The sequence below is a fragment of the Mesorhizobium sp. C089B genome (assembly GCF_030323125.1).
In the GTDB taxonomy this organism is placed as follows: Bacteria; Pseudomonadota; Alphaproteobacteria; order Rhizobiales; family Rhizobiaceae; genus Mesorhizobium.
In genome coordinates this window covers 2,342,868-2,363,767 of record NZ_CP100469.1, presented here as the reverse complement: position 1 = coordinate 2,363,767, position 20,900 = coordinate 2,342,868, and the positions used below count along the sequence as shown (strand labels likewise).

Genomic DNA, 20,900 nt, shown 5'->3' with positions numbered 1-20,900 from the left:
AGAATGCCGGCAAGCGAGAGCATTTGACCGTTTCAAGGAAAGGGCGAACCGCTCTATCTCTTTGTTCTTACGCAATTCCGGACGAAAACCGCGTACACTTTTCCTGGAATTGCCCAACCGAGGATCGCCATGGCCGAACGCATCATCGAACTGCGCGACATCAGCAAATCCTATGGCCAGGTCTATGCGCTGGGCGGGGTCAATCTCTCGGTCGACCGCGGCGAGGTGGTTGGCCTGATCGGCGACAATGGCGCCGGCAAATCGACGCTGATCAAGATCCTGTCCGGCGTCGTCAAGCCGACCAGCGGCGAGATCCTGGTGCGCGGCAAGCCGGTGACCGGCTGGAGTGCGGCACGCTCGCGCGACGCCGGCATCGAGACGGTCTTCCAGGATCGGGCGCTGGCCGTGCAGCAGACCATTGTGCGCAACATCTTCATGGGCCGCGAACTCACCAGCTTCATGGGCTTTCTGAAGGTCAATAAAGAGATAGAGGAGGCGAGCCGGCTGATGCGCGAGATCGGCTTCACCTCGAAGGTGTTCACGCCGCACTCGATCGTCGGCCAGCTCTCGGGCGGCGAGCGCCAGGGCGTGGCGATCGCGCGCGCCATCTACAAGCAGGCCGAGCTGATCATCCTCGACGAGCCGACGACGGCGCTGTCGCTGACCGAGACCGCCAAGGTCTTCCATTTCGTGCGCCAGGTGCGGGCGAGCGGCCGTTCGATCCTGTTCATCGGCCACAACATCCACCATGTCTTCGACATCGCCGACCGCTTCGTGGTGATTGACCGCGGCAAGGTGGCGCTGACCGCCGATCGCACCGAGGTCAAGTCGGCCGAAGAGCTGATCAATTTCATGGAAGACGTTGCGCATCCCGGAGGATTGCCGGGGCTGCACGAGGCCGGCGACGCGGAGAGGGCAGCACGATGAGCAAGACCATGGAACCCGATCTGCAGAGCCCGCTCGGCGGCAAGGCAGCCCGGCCTGAGTGGAAGCACCCGTCCGACCATTGGCTGCGCGGTTTCGTCATCGACAACCGCGCAGCGCTCGGCACGCTCGCCGTGTTCATCATCATGATGGCGGCGTTCCTGATCGCCAACCCGACCGTGTTCACCACCTGGTATCTCTACAGATCCGTGCTGACCACGCTGCCGGTTGCCCTGTTCGTGGTGGTGCCGCTGGTCTTCGTCGTCACCTGCGGCGAGATCGACCTGTCGTTTCCCGCAACCATGGGCTTTGCCTCCTGGGTGTTCGCGCTGGTGGTGCAGGCCGGCTACGATCCGTTTCTCGGCATCGCAGCGGCGATTCTCACCGGCACGCTGCTCGGCTTTCTCGTCGGATCCCTGGTCGTTTATGGCTGGCTGTCGTCGCTGATCGCCACGCTCGGCATGAATTTCCTGCTGCGGGGACTGATCCAGATCATCAACGAGGGCAGATCGACGGCATTGACCGGTCTCAGCGACAGCTGGGCGTACACCATCTTCTCCGGTCAGGTGTGGGGTTTTCCGGTACAGGTCTTCTGGGCACTCGCCTTCGTCATTTTGTCGGCAATGCTCTACAACCGGCACCGCTTCGGCGCGCAGGTGAGGGTGGTCGGCGACAACCCCGACAGCGCCCAGCAAATGGGCATCGACGTCAAGCGTGTGCGGGTGAAAGTGTTCATCTTCACCGGCATCGGGGCCGCGATCGCCGGCACGTTTTCGGTGATGATCAACTTCACCTGGTGGCCGACCGCGGGCGACGGCTATCTCTTGCCGGTGCTGGCTTCGGTGTTCGTCGGCGGCACGCCGACCTGGGGCGGCATCGGTACGGTTGCCGGTGGAGCGATCGGCGCGGTCACCGTGTCGTTCATCCAGACCGGCGTCGTGGCGGCGGGCCTGAGCGGCTTCTACGTCCAGTTCTTCAACGGGCTGATCATCATCCTGTCGCTGCTGGGGCACAAGTGGAACCAGGCGCGGTACAGGTGAGGGGCGGGCTAAATTGACGGGGACGCTCATGTTGCGGACCGCATGCCCCGACGACTGGGCAGACGCCCGTCGCTTCGTCATTCTAGGGCGGAGCAGGAGCGAAGCTCCGTCGCGTAGACCCTGGAATCCATTCCGCGACCTTGGAGTGCAGCTGCGCAGGATTCCGCACCGTGGCAACGCGTTGAAGACGCGGGATGGATCCTCGGGTCTACGCTGCGTCGCTACGCTCCTTGCTCCGCCCGTGGATGACGAGGCGGGGAGGGCTCCGCCAGACTACAACAATGTGGTCGCTTGTAGGACAACAGGACAAGCGGGCGCTCACACCGCCGCCACAAACCCGTCCAGCACGCGTTTCTGGCCGGCTTTGTCGAAGTCGATGGTCAGCTTGTTGCCTTCGATGTTGGAGATGTTGCCGTTGCCGAATTTCTGGTGGAAGACGCGGTCGCCGACGCTGAAGGGCGACGGCGTGTCGGCGACGGATTTGGCGACCAGTTCGCCGTCGATGGTGCGGCCTTTGACCGAGGTACGGCCGGCGCCGTAGCCGGAGTCGGTCTCGCCATAGCCGATGCGCTCGACCTGGTGGCCGGAGCGCGAGCCCCAGTTGCGGTCGGTCGCCTCGGTGCGGTTGGCCTGCGCGCGCTGCCAGCCCGGCGTCGCATAGGTGTTGGAAAAGGCGCCGGATTTTTCCGCACCGACATTGTCGAAGCGCGAGGCGCCGTAAGGGTTCTGCCGTCCTGCGCCCTGGCCGCCACGGCCCGACGCAAAAGAACCGCCGCCATAGGAATTGCCGTAGCCGCCATAGGAGTTGCCGCTTTCGGCGACCTCGACATGGGCTTCCGGCAGTTCGTCCAGAAAGCGCGACGGGATGGTCGATTGCCACAGGCCGTGGATGCGGCGGTTGGAGACGAACCACAGATGCAGGTTCTTCTTGGCCCGGGTCAGGCCGACATAGGCGAGACGGCGCTCTTCCTCCAGGCCGGAGCGGCCGCCTTCGTCCAGCGCGCGCTGGTGCGGAAACAGGCCTTCCTCCCAGCCGGGGAGGAACACGGTCTCGAATTCGAGGCCCTTGGCCGAATGCAGCGTCATGATGTTGACGGCGTCAAGCTCGGCGTTCTGCTCGGCGTCCATGACCAGCGCGACATGCTCGAGGAAGGAGCGCAGCGATTCATACTCCTCCATCGAGCGGATCAGCTCTTTCAGGTTTTCCAGCCGGCCCGGCGCCTCGACCGAACGGTCGTTCTTCCACATGTCGGTGTAGCCGCTCTCCTCCAGAATGGTCTCGGCGAGCTCGGTGTGTGGCGTGGTTTCCAGCGCCTTCTGCCAGCGCTCGAAATTGGCCGCCACTTCGCGCAAGGCCGCGCGCGGCTTGGGCTTCAGCTCATCGCTTTCCGCGAGCTTGGCCGCGGCCTCCAGCATCGGGATGCGCAAGCTCCGCGCCGTGTCGTGGATCTGCCGGATGGTGGCTTCACCCAGGCCGCGCTTGGGACATTGACAATGCGCTCGAAGGCGAGGTCGTCGGCGCCTTGGGCGACGACGCGGAAAAAGGCCAGTGCATCGCGGATTTCCATGCGCTCGTAGAAGCGCGGGCCGCCGATGACGCGGTAGTTGAGGCCGAGCGTGACGAAGCGGTCTTCGAATTCGCGCATCTGGAAGGAGGCGCGGACCAGGATCGCCATGTCGTTCAGCTTGTGCTTGGCACGCTGGTAGGTCTCGATGGTTTCGCCGACGGCGCGCGCTTCCTCTTCGGAATCCCACGCGGCGTGGACATGCACCTTCTCGTCGTCCTCGGCGACCTTCTCGGTGAACAGCGTCTTGCCGAAGCGACCCTCATTGTGGGCGATGAGGTGCGAGGCGGTGCCGAGGATGTGCGCGGTCGAGCGATAGTTGCGCTCCAGCCGGATGATGGTGGCGCCGGGAAAATCCTTGTCGAAGCGCAGGATGTTGTCGACCTCGGCGCCACGCCAGCCATAGATCGATTGATCGTCGTCGCCGACGCAGCAGATGTTGACTTTGTTTTCGCTCACGGGCCGTTCCGCGCCTGCCGGCACAGGCCCTCCGCCCCCTCTTTTTTGCGCGCCTTCGGCGTCGCGGGAGTCGCCTCGCAACGGCTCGGACGCCTGGTCGGGCTTGCGGCCTTCGGCCGAGCGCGCTTTACCCTCCCCTGGATGGGGAGGGTCGCCGCGAAGCGGCGGGGAGGGGTGACTGGCGCCGGCGCTGCCACCCCACCCGCGCCGCTACGCGGCGCGACCTCCCCCATCGAGGGGGAGGTAGGTCTTTGCGCCAGGAGCCGCAGCCACATGTATTGCGCGGTGTTGGTGTCCTGGTACTCGTCGACGAGGATGTATTTGAAGCGCTTGTGGTAGTCCTTCAGCACGTCCGGATTGGCGCGGAAGATGCGGATAGGGTGGCAGAGCAGATCGCCGAAGTCGCAGGCGTTCAGGGTTTTCAGCCGCTCCTGATAGGCCTTGTAGAGTTCCCGGCCCTTGCCGTTGGCGAAGCTGCGGGCGTCGCCCTCGGCAATGTCGGCGGGGCCTTGGCCCTTGTTCTTCCAGCCGTCGACCATCTGCGCGAACTGCTTGGCCGGCCAGCGCTTGTCGTCGAGGCCTTCGGCCTGGATCAGCTGCTTGATCAGCCGTACGACGTCGTCGGTGTCGAGGATGGTGAAATCGGATTTGAGCCCGGCCAGCTCGGCGTGGCGGCGCAAGAGCTTGACGCCGATGGAGTGGAAGGTGCCGAGCCACGGCATGCCCTCGACGGCTTCGCCGACGAGATGGCCGATGCGCTGCTTCATCTCGCGCGCGGCCTTGTTGGTGAAGGTCACTGCCAGGATCTGCGAGGGGAAAGCCCTGCCGGTGGCCAGGATATGGGCGATGCGGGTGGTCAGCACGCGGGTCTTGCCGGTGCCGGCGCCGGCCAGCACCAGGACCGGGCCTTCGGTGGTTTCCACCGCCAGCCGCTGCTCGGGGTTGAGGCCGTTGAGATAATCGGGTGCGCTGTTGGGTCCGCTGCGGGCCGCCATGGCGCGCGCGGCTATGCCCGACGGGGCCGCGGGCCGCGCATTGGGTTCGTCGAAAAAGGGCATGTCTTCCGCAAAGCCGGACATCTCCCCCGAATGTAGTGATTCGGGAGCGAAAGACCAGAAGTGTCTACGTTTTGTTCTGCTAAAGTGCCCGATACCGCGGCTCAGGCCTTTCGGTAACCGAGCGCGACGAACAATCGATGTCCGAACGAGCGCGCTTCCTCTGTCATAACCATGCCAAAGGCCGTCAGCATCTGGTCGTAATAGCGGCTGCCCGCGGGTGACGCCAGGAATGTCGAGTACAGTCTGAGATCGCCGAGCGGGAGATCCCGGTACGTATAAGCGCTACCCTGCATGGCATTCTGTTCGATGTTCTGGCGAATTTTCACGGATTGCTGACGTACCAGCGCCATGATCTGTTCGTCCGACAGAGGCTTTCCGGCTGCGCCCAGCATCCCCGTAACCATCGCGTAGCTCATGTTCAGCGCTATCGCCTCGCCGGTGTCGACAGCGCTGATATCGTCGATGATCTTGCGGTACAATTCGAGCCGGGCTGGATCCTTGGTCGGAAGCTCGGCGAGGATTTGCTTGCCCTCTGTCTTCTTGCTTTGCCTGCCTTCCGGGCCAGACGACTGGATTTCCAAAGCGGTGACGTGCTTGCCCAACGGGGAAGCGTAAAACGCTGCGAGGTCGGACAGATCGGTGGCCGACAGCCTGTCCGCCATCCGCGATTCGATGGCAGTCTCCATTTTGACTGCGTCGAAGGCGCCTTCCAGCGCGACCGACAAGGCGTCCTGGAAATTTGCCGGTAACGGTTCGGGTATGGATTTCGTGGCTGCGGCGATGCCGGGACCGATGCCCATCAGCATCTCGTGAAAGCCGTTTGCCTTATTGATCTCGCTAAGCGTCTGTGCCGGCGCGGCCACTGTGCCGGCCGTGAGCGCGACGAAGCTACAGAGGACAAGGACTACGCGCGTCAGAGGCGAGGTGAATGACGTCACTCTGGTTGCTCCTGATGATTGGTCGAAAGCAGACTGCTGGAAAACCCGGATGCCGGCAAGGCGGGATTGCCACCTTGGCGTGTGGCCTCGAAAAACGCCCTGTTACGCAAGAGAGCCTGCGGCAATGGCCTTTTGGTTTCGCCATGGATCGCTCCCCGGCGGCTTGACAGGCACGGCGGGCGGGAGAAGGTTGTACCGCCGGGGGCAGGATTGGCATACCTTTGCCCATGGCCGCGTCGCGGAATGCGCATCAGTCGAAGGAGTATCGTCTTGGCTGTCGTCATCACCTCCCTCATCCTGTTCCTCATCGGCCTCGCACTTGGCGGCGGCGGCGTCTGGCTCGCGATGCTGGGCGGCAGCTGGTACTATGTCATCACCGGTCTCGCCTTCCTGATCGCCGCATGGCTGCTCTTCCGGCGCAAATCGACGGCGCTCTGGCTCTACGCGGCGATCGTGCTCGGCACGCTGGCCTGGGCGGTGTGGGAAATCGGCTTCGACTGGTGGGAACTCGGACCGCGCGGCGGCATCATCGTGCTTCTGGCGCTGTGGCTGCTGACGCCTTGGGCAAGGCGGGGCCTGATCGGCCCCGACGCGCGCGCGCCGCTCATTCTGGCCGTGCTCGCATCGCTCGCCGTCGCCGGTTATTCGATGACGGCCGATCCCAAGGACATCGCCGGCGACCTCAGCGCCGACAAGGTGACGCCGACTGCCGATCTCGGCGGCAATGTGCCTCCGGGCGAATGGCATTTCTACGGCCGTACGCAATTTGGCCAGCGCTATTCGCCGCTCGACCAGATCACGCCCGACAATGTCGCCAAATTGCAGCCGGCCTGGATCTACCAGACCGGCGACGTGAAAGGGCCGGACGATGTCGGCGAAACCACCTACCAGGTGACGCCGCTGAAGGTGGGCGATGCGCTCTATATCTGCACGCCGCACAATTTCGCCATCGCCATCGATGCCGCCACCGGCAAGGAGAAATGGCGTTTCGATCCCAAGATCAAGCTCGACAAGGACCGCCAGCACCAGACCTGCCGCGGCGTGTCCTATTATGCCGATGCCAAGATCGCCGCCGGCCAGCCTTGCGCGACGCGCGTCTATCTGCCGACCTCGGATGCGCGGCTGATCGCGCTCGACGCCGCCAACGGCCAGGTCTGCCCGTCCTTCGCCGAAGCCGGCACGCTCAATTTGTTGACCAACATGCCGTATCCGAAGTCGGGCTATTATTACTCGACCTCGGCGCCGCTGATTGCGGGCGGCAAGATCATCATCGGCGGCGCGGTCAACGACAATTATTCGACGCAAGAGCCGTCCGGCGTCATCCGGGCCTTCGACGTCGACACCGGCGCCCTGGTGTGGAACTGGGATTCCGGCAATCCGGACCAGACAACGCCGCTGGCGGCAGGCCAGACCTACACCCACAACTCGCCCAACATGTGGTCGACGGCAAGCGCCGACGAGAAGCTCGGCCTGCTCTATGTGCCGCTCGGCAACCAGACGCCGGACCAGCTCGGGATGGGCCGCAGCGCCAATGTCGAGAAGTTTTCCTCCTCGATCACCGCGCTCGATCTGGCCACCGGACAAGTGCGCTGGGTGCGGCAGACCGTGCATCACGACCTCTGGGACATGGATGTGCCGGCACAGCCGACCCTGGTCGACATCACCACCGCTGCCGGCGTCGTTCCGGGCCTGGTTGGACCGACCAAGCAGGGCGACCTCTACGTGCTCGACCGGCGCAGCGGCGAGCCGATCATCCCGATCAAGGAAGTGCCGGCGCCGGGCGGCGCTGTCGAGGGCGATCACACGTCGCCGACGCAGCCGGTCTCGGATCTCTCCTTCAATCCGAGGCCGCTGACCGGCGCCGACATGTGGGGCATCACCATGTTCGACCAGCTGGCCTGCCGGATCGAATTCCAGGGCCTGCGCTACGAGGGCCGCTACACCCCGCCATCGGTGCAGGGGTCGCTGGTCTATCCCGGTAATTTCGGCACATTCAACTGGGGCGGCGTCGCCGTCGATCCGGTGCGGCAGGTGATGTTCGGCATGCCGACCTATCTGGCGTTCAAATCGCAGCTCATTCCGCGCGACCAGGTGCCGCCGCCGGATGAGGGGCGCGGCAGCGAGCAGGGGCTGAACCGCAATGAGGGCGCACCCTATGCGGTGGTGATGGGGCCGTTCCTGTCGCCGCTCGGCGTGCCCTGCCAGGCGCCGCCATGGGGCTATGTGGCGGGAGCGGACCTCAGAACCGGCAAGATCGCCTACAAGCACCGCAACGGCACCGTCTATGACATGACGCCGTTGCCCTTGCCGCTGAAGGTCGGTGTTCCCGGCATTGGCGGGCCGATGATCACCGCCGGCGGTGTCGTCTTCCTGGGCGCGGCGGTCGACGACTATCTGCGCGCCTATGACCTGACATCGGGCAAGCAGCTCTGGCAGGCCAGGCTGCCGGCCGGTGGGCAGTCGACGCCGATGACCTACACCGTCGCCGACGGCCGCCAGTTCGTGGTCATCGTCGCCGGCGGCCACGGCTCGGTCGGCACCAAGCCCGGCGACTATGTGATGGCCTATACGCTGCCGAAGTAGCAGCGATGTGACTTAGGTAAGTGATCGGCCCGGCAGATATTCTGGCAATGTCGCGCCGCCCCTCATCTGCCTGCCGGCATCTATACGGGGAGAAGTGCCCGGCAGGGCGATGAGGGGCAGCAGCAGCCTTGGTCAGCTTGCGTAAGAGATGGCCTTTGAGACTGGGCACGGAGCCCAGTACTTCATTGGTTAGCTGCGGCCCTGTTTCGGCCTGCTAGATCAGCGTGGTGACGGCCGACGCCGGTCGACGCGGACCTTCACCATCCGAGCGGCGGCTGCGGCAGCAGCGGAGCGCATTGCCAGCAAGGCAGCAACAGCAAGCACGAGCGCGCTTGCAAGGATCGGAGTAGACAAGGTCATGGCGTTGTTCCTTCTCGTCGGGCTCGCCGCTACGGGCGAGACCATCATCAGCTTCCTTCCATATTGTGGCGGCACCATCGACATTCTCTGAAATGACCAAAATGTGATGGGCGCGTTCCGCGGGGCCGCCGCATCGTTCGATGGCGCAAGCGTCACCCATCCGAGACTGGACCGTGCGAGCTTGCACCCTATCTTGATCCGCGAGTCATCCCGGAGTGACCGCGAGGTCATCCCGGAGTGACCATGAGGTCATCCCGGAGTGACCGTGAGATCATCTCCTAACGAGGAGCACGCCATGACGAAACCCACCGCCGAAGCCGTCAAACCTGCCAAACCTGCCATCACCCAGGCGATGATCGATGCCTATGACGAATACACGCATCTGACGCTCGACCGCCGCCGCTTCATGGAACAGCTGACCAGGCTTGCCGGATCGGGCGCGGCGGCGGCCGCGATCGCGCCGCTGCTTGCGGCGAATTCGGCGCAGGCGGCAATCGTCGCCGACAACGATCCGCGCGTGAAGGCTGAAGATATCACCTATTCCGGCAGCAGCGGTGAGATGAAGGGCTATCTGGTCAGGTCGGCGGACCAGTCCGGCAAGCTCGGCACCGTCATCGTGGTGCATGAGAACAGGGGGCTCAACCCGCATATCAAGGATGTTGCGCGGCGCGTTGCGCTGGAAGGGTTCGTGGCGCTGGCGCCGGATTTCCTGTCGCCGCTCGGCGGCACGCCCGCTGACGAAGACAAGGCGCGCGACATGTTCACCAAGCTCGACGCCAGCCAGGTCACCGCCGATGGCCTGGCGACCATCGCCTATCTCAAGGGCGAGAAGGACGGCAACGGCAAGGTCGGTGCTGTCGGCTTCTGCTGGGGCGGCGGCACGGTCAACAATCTGGCGGTCAACGCGCCCGATCTCGCCGTCGGCGTCGCCTATTACGGCATGCAGCCGAAGGCCGAGGATGTGGCGAAGATCAAGGCGGCGCTGTTGCTGCACTATGCCGGGCTCGACGAGCGCATCGACGCCGGCATCGATGCCTACAAGAAAGCGCTCGACGCCGCCCATGTCGAATACACGCTCTATGTCTATGACGGCGTCAACCATGCCTTCAACAACGACACCTCGGCCGCGCGCTACGACAAGAAGGCAGCCGATCTCGCCTGGGGACGGACGATCGCTTTCCTCAAGGAGAAGCTGGCGTAGGCTTCAGGCCGCCGACGACGCCCATACGCTTTCATAGGCCGGCGACAGCGTAAAACCGGCCGGCAGCACCGAGACCGGGGGCGGGCGCCGCACGCCCTCCTGCAGATAGCGCAACGCCGACACCAGTCCGTTCATCGTGTAGGGCTTGGCGATGACGCCGATCGCGCCGGCGAAATGGTCGGGGATGCGTTTTGGATTGGCGGTCATGAACACCACCATGGAACGGTTACCCTCGCGGATATGCTCGGCAACCTCGACCCCGGTTGGTCCGTCGGCGAGGTGGATATCGACAAAGGCAATATCGGCATCGGCGGTATCAATCATACCTCTTGCTTCGGCCAAGGATGTCGCCCAACCCACAACGCTGTGGCCGGCTTCCTCGACGAGGCTTTCCAGTTCCATCGCCAGCAACGCCTCGTCCTCGACGATCAGGACCTTGAGCGGTTCGTTCATGACAGCTTCCCTTTCTGCTGCGGTTCGTTCGGCATCGAGATGACGACCTTTGTGCCCGGGCCGGCGTCGCGCCATTCGATGTCGGCATGCAACTGCCGGGCAAGCGACTTGATCAGCCGCATGCCGAAGGAAGCATCGCCACTGGCCTCGGCCATGCCGACGCCGTCATCGGAAACCTCGATGTTGAAGTGGCCGTCGGGCTGGCTCATCTTGATGCCGATGCGCCCCGCGGTGGTGCCGTCCGGCTTTGCCTTGAAGGCGTGCTTCAGCGCGTTGGTGACAAGCTCATTGACCATCAAGGCAACAGGCGTGGCTTTTTCGGCCGGAATGACGATGGGTTCGAGGTCCAGCGTCGGCTTGATCTCGGCGCGTCCGGATGCGGTCAGCAGGTCGGTGACCAGATCCCTGGCGAAATCCGAGACATCGAAGCGGCTGACATCCTTTGACTGGTAGAGACGGCGATGCACCGTGCTCAGCGCCTCGATGCGCTCCAGCATGGTGGTCAGCGATCGCTTTGTCGCTTCATCCTTGATTGCCCGGCTTTGCATGATGATCAGCGAGGAGATCATCTGCAGGTTGTTTTTCACCCGATGGTCGACCTCGTGCAGCAGCGTGGTCTGCGCCTCAAGGGCGGCCTCAAGCTCGCGTGTGCGTTCCTTGACAGCCTTTTCAAAACGGTTCTTGTCGGCGGTGATGCGATCCTCGGAGCGCTTGCGATCGGAGACGTCGAGCTGTGAGGCAAAGAAGAACAGGAGTTCGCCTTTGTCGTTGGAAACCGGGCTGATGTAGAGCGCATTCCAGAACGTCGAGCCGTCCTTGCGGTAGTTCAACAGATCGATGGCGATATCGGTTCCCGCTGCTATCGCGTCGCGCACGCTAGCCACAGCTGCCTTGTCTGTCTCTGGCCCCTGCAGGAAGCGGCAGTTCTTGCCCATGACCTCGTCGCGCTCGTAGCCGGTCAGGCGCAGGAACGCGTCATTGGCAAAGACGATCGGATTGTCCGCCTGACGGGGATCGGTGATGACCATCGACATGCGGGTGGCGCGGATGGCGGCCGCGAACGGATCGCCCTTGCCGTGCTCGGCATGCAGATTGTCCGTCATGTGCCATGCGTCGGCCGGTTCCCTGGTCCTTTTCCAGTCCATGCTTTCACTCCAAGCCGTTTTTCAGGGGTCACAACGGCTTAGACGTGGAATTGGTTCAATCTTGATCTTCTTGTCGCGGGCAGCCATTTGCGGAACCGAATCGCCGGTTCCACAACGGATTGAAATAAATGGGTTTGAAGGTTGTCGGATGTAGCCGATTCGCTGAAAGCAGGGGTGGCGCCGACCTATAGAAATGATCAGGTCGCAATTGTCCGTGGCGGCGCTCGCCAGTGTCGGCTTCTCAGAGCAGGGGAAACGTCAGGCGTGGCCACGCTTCATGCGCGCCTGCTTCAGGATGGCGCGCCAGCGGATCATGTCGAAGGGGATTGGCTCGTTGTTGTTGGCGATGTGGAAGATCTCGTTGTTGACGTTCTTCAACGAGCGCCAGAAATCATAGTCGGTGATGCGCGGATCGGCAGCCAGCCTGTCCACCTCGACCTTGATGTCGGTTTTCATGCACGTTCCTCGAACCGCCTGTTGCCCGCCGCCCGCATCGCAACTCGCATGGCACCGTTCTCAAACGGTCCGCTGAGTCGTTCAATGGCTCAAATGGCTTGTTCACGTTAAAACCTTGGTAAGGTTAACGCGGGCGCAGCAGCGCTTCAAGCGGTCCTGCGGCGAATACCGATCGAACGGCCGGCGCGTTCGGGCATCGGCAGTGCAGAGTGGGCGGCGCGCATCGCTTCCACCTTGGCCTGCACGTCGGCGGGGAAGGGCGCGACTTTCGGCCCGGACATGTCGACATGCAGCGACAGGGTTTCGGAAGTGGCGGCGAGCCAGCCATCGACATGGCGGATTTCCTGGTAGGCCCGCAGCCGCTTGTCGTCGTGATCGATCAGCTGGAAGGATACGACGACCTTGTGTTCGAGGTGCAGTTCCTGGACATAGCAAACATGGACTTCGGCCGTGTAGATGGTCAGGCGCCGCTCTTTGACATAGTCCAGCCCCATGCCCATCGCCTCGAACGCCTCATCCGAGCAGCGGTCGAACAACACGTTGTAATAGGCCATGTTGAGATGGCCGTTGTAGTCGATCCAGTCCTTCTCGATGTCCATCTGTTTGGAAACGAAGGGGCGGGAACAGGCATGGAAAGTTCCTTGTTCTGGTGCTGGACAGAGCGCGGCAGTCGAGACTACGCATCCATAATCGCATAACAAGCGTGGACGCTGGTTCATTCGCGGAGGAATTCATGGCTCTGAGCGACCTCAATCCGGTCGAACGCAACGAGGAAGGCATCGCCGCCGTGCTCGGCATTCTCAAGCAGCAGCTCGGCGAACGCTTCCAGACAGGCGCGGCGATCCGCTCGCAGCATGCGCATACCACCACCTATATTCCGACACAGGCGCCTGACGGTGTCGCGTTCCCGGAGACGACAGAAGAGGTGCAGGAGATCGTACGTGCCTGCGCCGCGCACCGCGTGCCGGTCATCGCCTTCGGCGTCGGTTCCTCGCTGGAGGGCCACACCAACGCGCCGGGTGGCGGCATCTCGGTCGACACCTCGCGCATGAACCGCATCCTGTCGGTCAACCCCGAGGATCTCGACTGCACGGTCGAGCCTGGCGTAACGCGCGAGGATTTGAATCGGCACCTGCGCGATACCGGCCTGTTCTTCCCCATCGATCCCGGCGCCAATGCTTCGCTCGGCGGCATGGCGGCAACGCGGGCCTCCGGCACCAATGCGGTGCGCTACGGCACGATGCGTGAAAACGTGCTGTCGCTGACGGCCGTCATGGCCGATGGCGAGACGGTGACGACCGGCAAGCGGGCGAAAAAGAGTTCGGCCGGCTACGATCTGACGCGGCTTCTGGTCGGCTCGGAAGGCACGCTCGGCATCATCACCTCGCTGACCTTGAAGCTGCAAGGCATTCCGCAGGCGATCTCCGGCGGCGTCTGCCCGTTTCCAAACCTCGAGGCGGCCTGCAACGCGGTCATCGCGACCATCCAGATGGGCATTCCGGTGGCGCGCATCGAACTGGTCAATGGACTGCAGATGCGGGCGATGAAGAATTACTCGAGGCTCGATTATCCCGAGAGCCCGTGCCTGTTCGTCGAGTTCCACGGCAGCGATGCCGGCGTCGCCGAACAGGCCGAGACCTTCGGTGCCATTGCTGAAGACAATGGCGGCGGGCCATTCCTGTGGACGAGCGTCGCCGAGGAGCGCACGAAACTCTGGAAAGCCAGGCACGATGCTTATTGGGCGTCGCTGACGCTGCGGCCGGGCACCAAGGGCCTGTCGACCGATGTCTGCGTGCCGATCTCGCGGCTGGCCGAATGCGTTGCCGAAACCGAGGCCGACATTGCCGAGATGGGCCTGGTTGCGCCGATCGTCGGCCATGCCGGCGACGGCAATTTCCATGTGCTGGTGCTGATGGACGTCAACGACCCCAAAGAGATCGCGCTGGCGGAGAAATTCGTGGCGCGGCTGAACATGCGGGCGATCGCCATGGACGGCACCTGCACCGGCGAACACGGCATCGGCCAGGGCAAGATCGGCTTCCTGCGCCATGAGCTCGGCCATGGTGTCGACATCATGCGCTCCATAAAAAAAGCGCTCGACCCGCAAGACATCATGAACCCGGGCAAGATATTACCTGCATAGCCGAAATGTGAGGAGCGGCAATGGATACCCTGATTATAAGGGCATCGCTTGGCAAGACACTGTTACTGCTGTCGGCCAGCCTCTTCTTTGTCCTGGCCTGCGCTTTCCTGATTTATGTCTCCGAGGACGGCGACACCGCCGGCCTTTGGTGGTGCGTGGCCTTTTTCGGGCTGGTCGCGTTGGTGTTTGCCTGGCAGCTTGTGCGGCCGCAGATTCTGGTGCTGAACGGACAAGGTTTCAGTCTCGGCGGAGGCCTTGTTCGATCGCCCAAGCTGGTCCCCTGGAAGGATATCGAAAGCTTCTTCGTCGTCCATCGCCGGCGCAGAATCGGCAATATGATCGGGTACAATTTCGCACCGGGGGTCAAGAAAAGCTCCGTCATGGGCAGCGTGACCAAAAGCCTCGGCGCCGAAGCCGCATTACCGCAGGGCTGGACATTGTCGCCCGAGGAGATGGTAGTGCTGCTGAACGAATATCGCCGACGGGCGGTGGCGGGTTAGTCTGTTGCATGTCGGCCGGCACGCAGTCACAGGCGTCCGAAATCTCTGCTCGTCCAGATACAGAGATCAAGCAACTCTGGATGAATTGCCTCTTTATCGACACGCTGATGCGGGTAGAGTGCGGCTGACTTTCAATCAACCCGTTCGGAGCTGATGCTCGCACGCCTGTTCGTGATCTTCGGTGGCTTGTTTGTGCTGGTGCTGGTTGCGGCGCTGGTGGTGCCGTATTTTGTCGACTGGACCGGGTACCGCGCCCAATTCGAGCGCGAGGCGAGCGCCATTCTCGGCCGCAAGGTGACGGTGCAAGGCGACGCCACGGCGCGGCTGTTGCCGTTCCCCTCGGTGACCTTCTCAAACGTCACGGTCGCCGGCGGCCCCGGCGGCCAGCCGGCAATGACCGTCGAGACCTTTTCGATGGACGCGGAACTGGCGCCGTTCCTGCGCGGCGAAGTGCTGATTTTCGACATGCGGCTGGTGCATCCGAAGGCGACGATCGACATCGCCGATAACGGCACGGTCGACTGGGCGATACGGCCGTCCTCGCCCTTCGATCTCAACCAGATCTCGATCGAGAAGCTGACGGTGACGGAGGGAGAAATTGCGCTCCGCCATGCCGCAGGCGGGCGCAGCCATCTGATTTCCGAGATCAATTCGACCATCTCTGCCAAGTCGCTGGCCGGGCCGTGGCGCATGGACGGAACGTTGCTGCTCGACGGACTGCGTTCGACTGTTGCGGCTTCGACCGGCAAGGCCGAAGGCAGCGGCCAGATGCGGCTGAGGCTCAAGGTCGATCCCGATGCCTATCCACTGGTCATCGAAACCGACGGCAATGCCGGCATCGTCAATGGGGCTGCCGTCTATTCCGGCCAGTTCAAGATTTCCGGCAACGACAAGAATTCGGCTACGCTGCGCGGCAGCGATGGTGAGGTTGTCGAGATCAATACGGGCAAGGTCAGCGCCGGCAAGCCCGATCCGGGCTTCCGGCTGAACGGCAAGTTCTCGCTTGATCACCAGAAGCTCGGCGTCGACGAATTCCGCTTCGAGACCGGGCCGCTCGACAATCCCTACACAGCCGACGGCAAGGCTTCGGTCGATCTCGGCCTGAAGCCGAACTTCGCAATCGAGGCCAATGGCGCGCAGGTGCAACTGGACGAGGCGGTGGGTGCTGAAAAGGGCGCCGGCCTGACGCTGGACCAGCGCATTGCCGGGATCGAGCAGGCGCTGCTCGAACTGCCGAAGCCGAGCATCCCCGGCACTGTCGAGGTCAAGCTGCCGGCGGTGGTGGCTGGCGACACCACGGTGCGCGACGTGCATCTCTCGGCCGAGCCGGTCGAGGGCGGCTGGTCGGTGAAATCGCTGGCCGCGACCTTGCCCGGGCGCACGACGCTGGAAGCCAGCGGCATGCTCAGCGTAACGGATCATTTCGGTTTCAGCGGCTCCATGCTGCTGGCGGTGGCGCAGCCTTCCGGCTTTGCTGCCTGGTTGTCCAAAGATGTCGACGAGGCGATCCGCCGGCTGCCGGCCGCCGGCTTCAAGGCCAAGGTCGAGCTGTCGGAGAAGCGGCAGGCGTTCAGCGACCTCGAACTGATCCTCGGCAAGTCGAAGTTCACCGGCCGCATCGATTCCAGCCAGCCCGACGACGCCAAGTCCTCGGTGCTGATGCGGCTCGAGGGCGGCGAACTCGATGTCGACGGGCTGACGGCCTTCGCCTCGATCTTCGTCAGCGACAAGGGCGCCAACCGCTTTTCCGACCGTGACCTCGATTTTCAGATCAAGGCAGGGCCGGTCAATGCTGGCGGGCTCACCGCCGACACGGTCGATACCGCGCTCCGGCTCCGCGACGGGCTGCTCGAAATCGACCGGCTGTCGATTGGCGGCCTTGCCGGCGCCTCGATCAGCGCCACCGGCCGGATCAAGGATTTTCCCGCAAGCCCGACCGGCAAGCTCGATGCCTCGGTGGTCGCCGTCGATCTGAAGCCGCTGATCGACATTGCCGCGCAACACTATCCCGACAATCTGATGCTGAAGGGACTGGCTGGCCGCACGGCCGCCTATCCTGAACTGTTCCAGGACGCGCGCGTCGATCTGGTGGCGAGCGCCGCCGACAATGGCGACGGCACCACCGGGCTGGCGGTGAGCGGACAAGGCAAGGCCGGCGGTTCGGCCTTTTCGGCGTCGCTGTCGGGCAAGGGGGCCGTAGGCCAGTTGCTTGACGCGCCGGTGACGCTGACCTTCAACGCCAAAAATCCCGACGCCACGGCGCTGCTGGCGCTCTACGGCCTGCCGGCGCTGCCGCTCGGCATGCTCGGCCAGGCAAGCACCGATATTTCGGCGAAAGGCACGCTCGGCGGCGGCCTGGCGACGAGCTTCAATTTCGCCGCCGACGACTTCAAGGCAACGTTCGACGGCACCGTTGCTCAGACACCGCAAGGCACCACCGCCAAGGGCAAGATCGGCCTCGACGCCTCCGACATCGAGCCTTGGCTGATGACGACTGGCGCCGGCCTGCCGGGCATGGGAACGGGCACCTCGACCTCGCTCAGCGCGGATGCCGATTTCGGCAGTGGCCTGCTGGTGTTGAGCGGTCTCAGCGGATCCATCAACGAGTCGGAGATTTCGGGCGACGTCAACATCGATGCGAAGCAGGGGCTGCCGCATTTTGCCGGTGCGCTGGCGCTCGACGAACTGGACCTCGACCCGATTGCGGTTGCGCTGTTCGGTGACCAGTCGTTCCTCAGCAGCAACGCGAACTGGCCGACGGCGCCATTCAGCCAGAAATCCAGCCTGCCGTTCAGCGCCGATCTCGATCTGACGACGGCGACGCTTGCCGCCGGACCGCTGGCGACAGCCTATGATGCGTCGCTGTCATTGAAACTGGACCAGGAAGGCATCCGCGTTTCGGACCTGAAGGCAAAACTGCTCGGCGGCGCGCTCACCGGATTGTTCGAGTTGAAGAACACAGACGGCACGGGGCTGTTCTCCGGCCAGATGAGGCTTGCCGGCGCCGACCTGGCGACTGTGCTGCCGGCTGCCGGATTGAGTGGCAACGGCGATTTCTCGACAGGGCTGTCGACCAGCGGCAAATCGGTCGACGCGATGATTGCCGCACTCTCCGGCTCGGGCACGGCGGCGCTGAAAGGCCTCACCATTGCCGGCGTCAATCCCGATGCCTTCGGCGCGTTGATTGCCAAGGCCGATGCGATCGGGCGCGACATCGACACAGCAAAGACCGCGGGCTTTGCACCTGAGATCGCTGGCGACGGCAGCTTTGCTGCCGGCGATGCCGACATCGCCTTCACGGTCGCCGGCGGCACGTTGCGGGCACCACCGATCAAATTCGAAAACCAGGCGGCGACGCTGTCTGCCGACATCACGGCCGACCTCAACACCGGCACCGTCGCCACCAAGGGCGCGGTCACCTACAAGCCTGGCGACGAGGCGCTGGTCGGCTCCGATCCGACGGTCAATTTCAGCGTCGATGGGCCGTTCGGGGCGCTGAAAAAGCAGTTCGACAGCGAGCCGCTGGCGCAATTTTTGACCCAGCGCGCGCTGGAAAAGGAGCAGCAGCGGGTCGAGGCGATGCAGGCCGCACTGCTCGAGAAGCAGCGGCTGCGGCGCGAGGTGCGCTATTACGCCGCCCTGCAGACCGAGCGCGACAACGCCGCCGAGGAATTGCGCAAGCAGGAGGAAGCGGCACGGCTCAAAGCCGAGGCCGACGCCAAGGCGAAAGTGCAGGCAGATGCGAAGGCACAGGCCGAAGCGGATGCCAAGGCCAAGGCGGATGCCAAAGCAAAGGCCGATGCCGATGCGAAAGCGCAGGCAGAGGCTGACGCCAAGGCCAAGGCGGATGCGGACGCGAAAGCGCAGGCCGAAGAGCAGGCTGCCGAAGACGCCGCCAAGGCCGAGGACGAACGGAAGAAGGCCGAACAGGCTCGGATCGCTTCGCAGGAAAAAGCCAGGCTGGAGGCCGAGCGCAAGGCTCAGGAGCAGGCGCCGAAGGTCGACCGCTCACTTCCCGGCGTCAGTGACGGTTCGGCCCCGGCGCCGCCGAAGCCCAGGACAAATCCGTTCTCGGTCGACAATTTGCTGAAGTCGCTGGGCAATTAAGAACCATTCAGACGGCGTCGCGCTTGGCCCAGTCCAGCACGTGGAGCCTGAGCGCCGAGGACAGATTGGCATCGCGCGGTCTTGTCTCGTCGATCTCCGCGACCAGGGCAGCAAGGGTCAGCTTGCGCGCGGCGGCGATGGCGACGAGATCGTCATAAAAGGGTTTTTCGAGGGAATAGCTGGTGCGATGGCCGCGGATGGTCACGGAGCGTTTTTCGACCGGGCTCACCGCAGGCGGTCCATCAATCGCCCTGGTCTTCCGGGCGTTCGCGGCGGTGGCCGGCGACGAATTTTTCGGCCTTGTCCGATGTCAGACGGTCACGAGTTCTTTCGGCTTTGGAACGGCCGTGCAGAGCGCGGTTCTCGCCGGCGAGCTTTTCCTTTTCGGTGCGCGCCTTCTGCTTGCGGACCTGGCGAAGGTTGACGATTTCGCCCATGTCGCGCCGACCGTCCCGCTACTTCTTGCGGAAGGCGTCGAGCGACACGACGTCGGCGCCCTTGCCGGCGGCGGCATCGGCCACGGCGGGCTTTTTCTCCGCCTCAGTGGCAGCTGCCTTCTTCTCGGCCTTCGGCTTTTTCTCGGAGACGATAGCCAAAGGCTCGGCAGCCGGCTGGGCGGCTGCATCGTCTTCCGCCGGGACGTCGGTCTTGACGTCGAATTCGAGTTCGAAATTGACCGATGGGTCGTAGAAGCCGCGTACGGCCGAGAACGGGATTTCCAGCTTCTCCGGCACGTCGGAGAAGGACAGCCCGACCTCGAAGCCGGTATCGGTCACCTTGAGGTCCCAATACTGGAACTGGATGACGATGGTCATCTGTTCGGGATAGCGCTCGCGCAGCCTGGAGGACACCCGCACGCCCGGCGCGCCGGTCAGGAATGTGATGAAGAAATGATGATTGCCGGGAAGGCCGGTGCGCGCGACTTCGGCCAGGACCTTGCGCATGACGCCGCGCAATGCCTCCTGGGCCAGGATGTCGTAGCGGATGTGGTCGTCGGCCATGTGCTGGTCGGGTTCCGTTGAATCGTCCGCATAGCTGTAATCAAGCTTGAGCGCGGCGTAAACCGGATATAGATCGCTGATGCGCCGAAGCGAACCCCGTAACGGACGATTTGATCGCCGGCTTTGACGTTCAGGCGCTGGCCAGCTGTTTTTCCACCGCTGCCGCTGATCTGCGCTTGCCGAAGGCGCGCAGGAAGGTGCGCACGCCGTGGGTCGCCGATTGCAGCACTTCGTCTTCGGACGGCATGCCGCCGAGCATGAAGGTGGTCTGCAGTTCGGCGTTGGCCAGCGCCAGGAACTGGCGCGCGGCGACATCGGGATCGTCGACCGCGAGATGGCCGGCATGGGCGAGGCGGGCAAAACGGGCGGCAAGTGCGGGCCAGGTCCGGCCCGGCCCCTGGTCGCGCCATTCGGCGAAGAGCTCGGGATAGCGCTCGCCTTCGGTCTGGATCAGCTTGCGCAGGAAGCGTCCGTCGCGGTTGCAGATGCAGTTCTGATTCATGCGCACGGCAAAGCCAATCAGGTCGGCTTCCAGATCCTTCGGCTGGTCTGGGAAAGAGGCGAAGGTGGCGAAGATGCCGGCATTGCAGCGCTCCGTCAGATCGCGCACCACAGCCATGAAGAGCTTTTCCTTGTCGCGGTGGTGATTATAGATGGTCTGGCGCGACACGCCGGCCTCCACCGCGATCAGGTCGATATTCGCGCCGGCAAAGCCTTCCCGGCAAAAGACCGAAGCCGCCGCATCGATAATCGACATACGCTTGGCCTCGTGGCCGCGTGGGGGGAAAATGTCAGGAGAAACGGCAAGCTTCATAGAAATCTATATAGAGGTGATTGACGAATTAGACAAGGCTGTCTAAATTTGTGGACACAATAAATGGGGAATTCGCTCCGTAGAGACGAATAATCTCGCTCTGAGCCGTCGGATTTCAACGGGATGGAACGTCCTAGGGTTAGTCGTCGCGTT

The 20,900-nt window shown here is 63.5% G+C and carries 16 protein-coding genes and 1 pseudogene; 7 read left to right on the top strand and 10 right to left on the bottom strand.

Annotated features, from left to right (window positions below):
• Positions 1-129 precede the first annotated feature (129 nt).
• Together NLY44_RS11965 and NLY44_RS11960 are read left to right on the top strand one after the other, a co-directional pair.
• Positions 130-927 carry an ATP-binding cassette domain-containing protein gene (locus tag NLY44_RS11965; RefSeq protein ID WP_023805538.1) on the top strand — a complete coding sequence of 266 codons (798 nt, stop codon included), beginning with the start codon at positions 130-132 and terminating at the stop codon, positions 925-927.
• The gene (locus tag NLY44_RS11960) at positions 924-1,964 is read left to right on the top strand and encodes an ABC transporter permease (protein WP_023805537.1); all 1,041 of its coding nucleotides are present in this window, start codon (positions 924-926) and stop codon (positions 1,962-1,964) included. The genes NLY44_RS11965 and NLY44_RS11960 overlap by 4 nt, the downstream gene beginning before the upstream one ends.
• Positions 1,965-2,282: 318 nt before the next feature.
• On the opposite strand, the pseudogene NLY44_RS11955 reads toward NLY44_RS11960, so the two are convergent.
• Positions 2,283-5,067, bottom strand: a pseudogene (locus NLY44_RS11955) (ATP-dependent helicase).
• Between the two features lie 80 nt (positions 5,068-5,147).
• The gene (locus NLY44_RS11950; RefSeq protein ID WP_023805536.1) at positions 5,148-5,984 is read right to left on the bottom strand and encodes a DUF2059 domain-containing protein; all 837 of its coding nucleotides are present in this window, start codon (positions 5,982-5,984) and stop codon (positions 5,148-5,150) included.
• Positions 5,985-6,227: 243 nt separating this feature from the next.
• On the opposite strand from NLY44_RS11950, the gene NLY44_RS11945 reads away from it, so the two are divergent.
• Positions 6,228-8,567, top strand: a complete 2,340-nt coding sequence (locus tag NLY44_RS11945) for a glucose/quinate/shikimate family membrane-bound PQQ-dependent dehydrogenase (protein WP_198028981.1) — start codon at positions 6,228-6,230, stop codon at positions 8,565-8,567.
• A 655-nt stretch (positions 8,568-9,222) separates the two neighbouring features.
• On the top strand, positions 9,223-10,128 hold the full coding sequence (locus NLY44_RS11940) for a dienelactone hydrolase family protein (RefSeq protein WP_023805533.1): 906 nt from the start codon (positions 9,223-9,225) through the stop codon (positions 10,126-10,128).
• Positions 10,129-10,131: 3 nt separating this feature from the next.
• Here NLY44_RS11940 and NLY44_RS11935 read toward each other — a convergent pair whose 3' ends face one another.
• From NLY44_RS11935 to NLY44_RS11920, 4 genes are all read right to left on the bottom strand, one after another.
• Positions 10,132-10,581 (bottom strand): response regulator, encoded by a 450-nt coding sequence (locus NLY44_RS11935; protein WP_023668313.1) that lies wholly within the window; start codon positions 10,579-10,581, stop codon positions 10,132-10,134.
• Positions 10,578-11,726 carry a histidine kinase dimerization/phosphoacceptor domain -containing protein gene (locus tag NLY44_RS11930; protein WP_023667428.1) on the bottom strand — a complete coding sequence of 383 codons (1,149 nt, stop codon included), beginning with the start codon at positions 11,724-11,726 and terminating at the stop codon, positions 10,578-10,580. Before NLY44_RS11930 ends, NLY44_RS11935 begins: the two co-directional genes overlap by 4 nt.
• Before the next feature lie 258 nt (positions 11,727-11,984).
• On the bottom strand, positions 11,985-12,182 hold the full coding sequence (locus NLY44_RS11925) for a hypothetical protein (RefSeq protein ID WP_013531006.1): 198 nt from the start codon (positions 12,180-12,182) through the stop codon (positions 11,985-11,987).
• Between the two features lie 146 nt (positions 12,183-12,328).
• Positions 12,329-12,781, bottom strand: coding sequence for a thioesterase family protein (locus NLY44_RS11920; protein WP_023827840.1), 453 nt, complete (start codon positions 12,779-12,781; stop codon positions 12,329-12,331).
• Positions 12,782-12,915: 134 nt separating this feature from the next.
• Here NLY44_RS11920 and NLY44_RS11915 point away from each other — a divergent pair, with 134 nt between their 5' ends.
• From NLY44_RS11915 to NLY44_RS11905, 3 genes are all read left to right on the top strand, one after another.
• A complete protein-coding gene (locus tag NLY44_RS11915) occupies positions 12,916-14,325 on the top strand; it encodes an FAD-binding oxidoreductase (protein ID WP_023805531.1) in 1,410 nt (469 codons plus the stop codon).
• Positions 14,326-14,345: 20 nt separating this feature from the next.
• The gene (locus tag NLY44_RS11910; RefSeq protein ID WP_023746901.1) at positions 14,346-14,825 is read left to right on the top strand and encodes a hypothetical protein; all 480 of its coding nucleotides are present in this window, start codon (positions 14,346-14,348) and stop codon (positions 14,823-14,825) included.
• Between the two features lie 153 nt (positions 14,826-14,978).
• On the top strand, positions 14,979-18,932 hold the full coding sequence (locus NLY44_RS11905; RefSeq protein WP_023805530.1) for an AsmA family protein: 3,954 nt from the start codon (positions 14,979-14,981) through the stop codon (positions 18,930-18,932).
• 7 nt (positions 18,933-18,939) lie between these two features.
• On the opposite strand, the gene NLY44_RS11900 is transcribed toward NLY44_RS11905, so the two are convergent.
• From NLY44_RS11900 to NLY44_RS11885, 4 genes are all read right to left on the bottom strand, one after another.
• A complete protein-coding gene (locus NLY44_RS11900) occupies positions 18,940-19,161 on the bottom strand; it encodes a ribbon-helix-helix domain-containing protein (RefSeq protein ID WP_023712463.1) in 222 nt (73 codons plus the stop codon).
• Between the two features lie 13 nt (positions 19,162-19,174).
• Positions 19,175-19,369, bottom strand: coding sequence for a DUF4169 family protein (locus tag NLY44_RS11895; RefSeq protein ID WP_023667420.1), 195 nt, complete (start codon positions 19,367-19,369; stop codon positions 19,175-19,177).
• An 18-nt stretch (positions 19,370-19,387) separates the two neighbouring features.
• Entirely contained in the window at positions 19,388-19,933 is a 546-nt protein-coding gene (locus tag NLY44_RS11890) for an SspB family protein (protein ID WP_023667419.1), read from the bottom strand.
• Positions 19,934-20,063: 130 nt separating this feature from the next.
• The gene (locus NLY44_RS11885) at positions 20,064-20,747 is read right to left on the bottom strand and encodes a TetR/AcrR family transcriptional regulator (protein WP_023668320.1); all 684 of its coding nucleotides are present in this window, start codon (positions 20,745-20,747) and stop codon (positions 20,064-20,066) included.
• Between the last annotated feature and the right edge of the window lie 153 nt (positions 20,748-20,900).

Coding starts and splice junctions, on each gene's coding strand:
- NLY44_RS11965 (WP_023805538.1), top strand. CDS start 130: ATGGCCGAACGCATCATCGAACTGCGCGACATCAGCAAATCCTATGGC.
- NLY44_RS11960 (WP_023805537.1), top strand. CDS start 924: ATGAGCAAGACCATGGAACCCGATCTGCAGAGCCCGCTCGGCGGCAAG.
- NLY44_RS11945 (WP_198028981.1), top strand. CDS start 6,228: ATGCGCATCAGTCGAAGGAGTATCGTCTTGGCTGTCGTCATCACCTCC.
- NLY44_RS11940 (WP_023805533.1), top strand. CDS start 9,223: ATGACGAAACCCACCGCCGAAGCCGTCAAACCTGCCAAACCTGCCATC.
- NLY44_RS11935 (WP_023668313.1), bottom strand. CDS start 10,581: ATGAACGAACCGCTCAAGGTCCTGATCGTCGAGGACGAGGCGTTGCTG.
- NLY44_RS11930 (WP_023667428.1), bottom strand. CDS start 11,726: ATGGACTGGAAAAGGACCAGGGAACCGGCCGACGCATGGCACATGACG.
- NLY44_RS11925 (WP_013531006.1), bottom strand. CDS start 12,182: ATGAAAACCGACATCAAGGTCGAGGTGGACAGGCTGGCTGCCGATCCG.
- NLY44_RS11920 (WP_023827840.1), bottom strand. CDS start 12,781: ATGGACATCGAGAAGGACTGGATCGACTACAACGGCCATCTCAACATG.
- NLY44_RS11915 (WP_023805531.1), top strand. CDS start 12,916: ATGGCTCTGAGCGACCTCAATCCGGTCGAACGCAACGAGGAAGGCATC.
- NLY44_RS11910 (WP_023746901.1), top strand. CDS start 14,346: ATGGATACCCTGATTATAAGGGCATCGCTTGGCAAGACACTGTTACTG.
- NLY44_RS11905 (WP_023805530.1), top strand. CDS start 14,979: ATGCTCGCACGCCTGTTCGTGATCTTCGGTGGCTTGTTTGTGCTGGTG.
- NLY44_RS11895 (WP_023667420.1), bottom strand. CDS start 19,369: ATGGGCGAAATCGTCAACCTTCGCCAGGTCCGCAAGCAGAAGGCGCGC.
- NLY44_RS11890 (WP_023667419.1), bottom strand. CDS start 19,933: ATGGCCGACGACCACATCCGCTACGACATCCTGGCCCAGGAGGCATTG.
- NLY44_RS11885 (WP_023668320.1), bottom strand. CDS start 20,747: ATGAAGCTTGCCGTTTCTCCTGACATTTTCCCCCCACGCGGCCACGAG.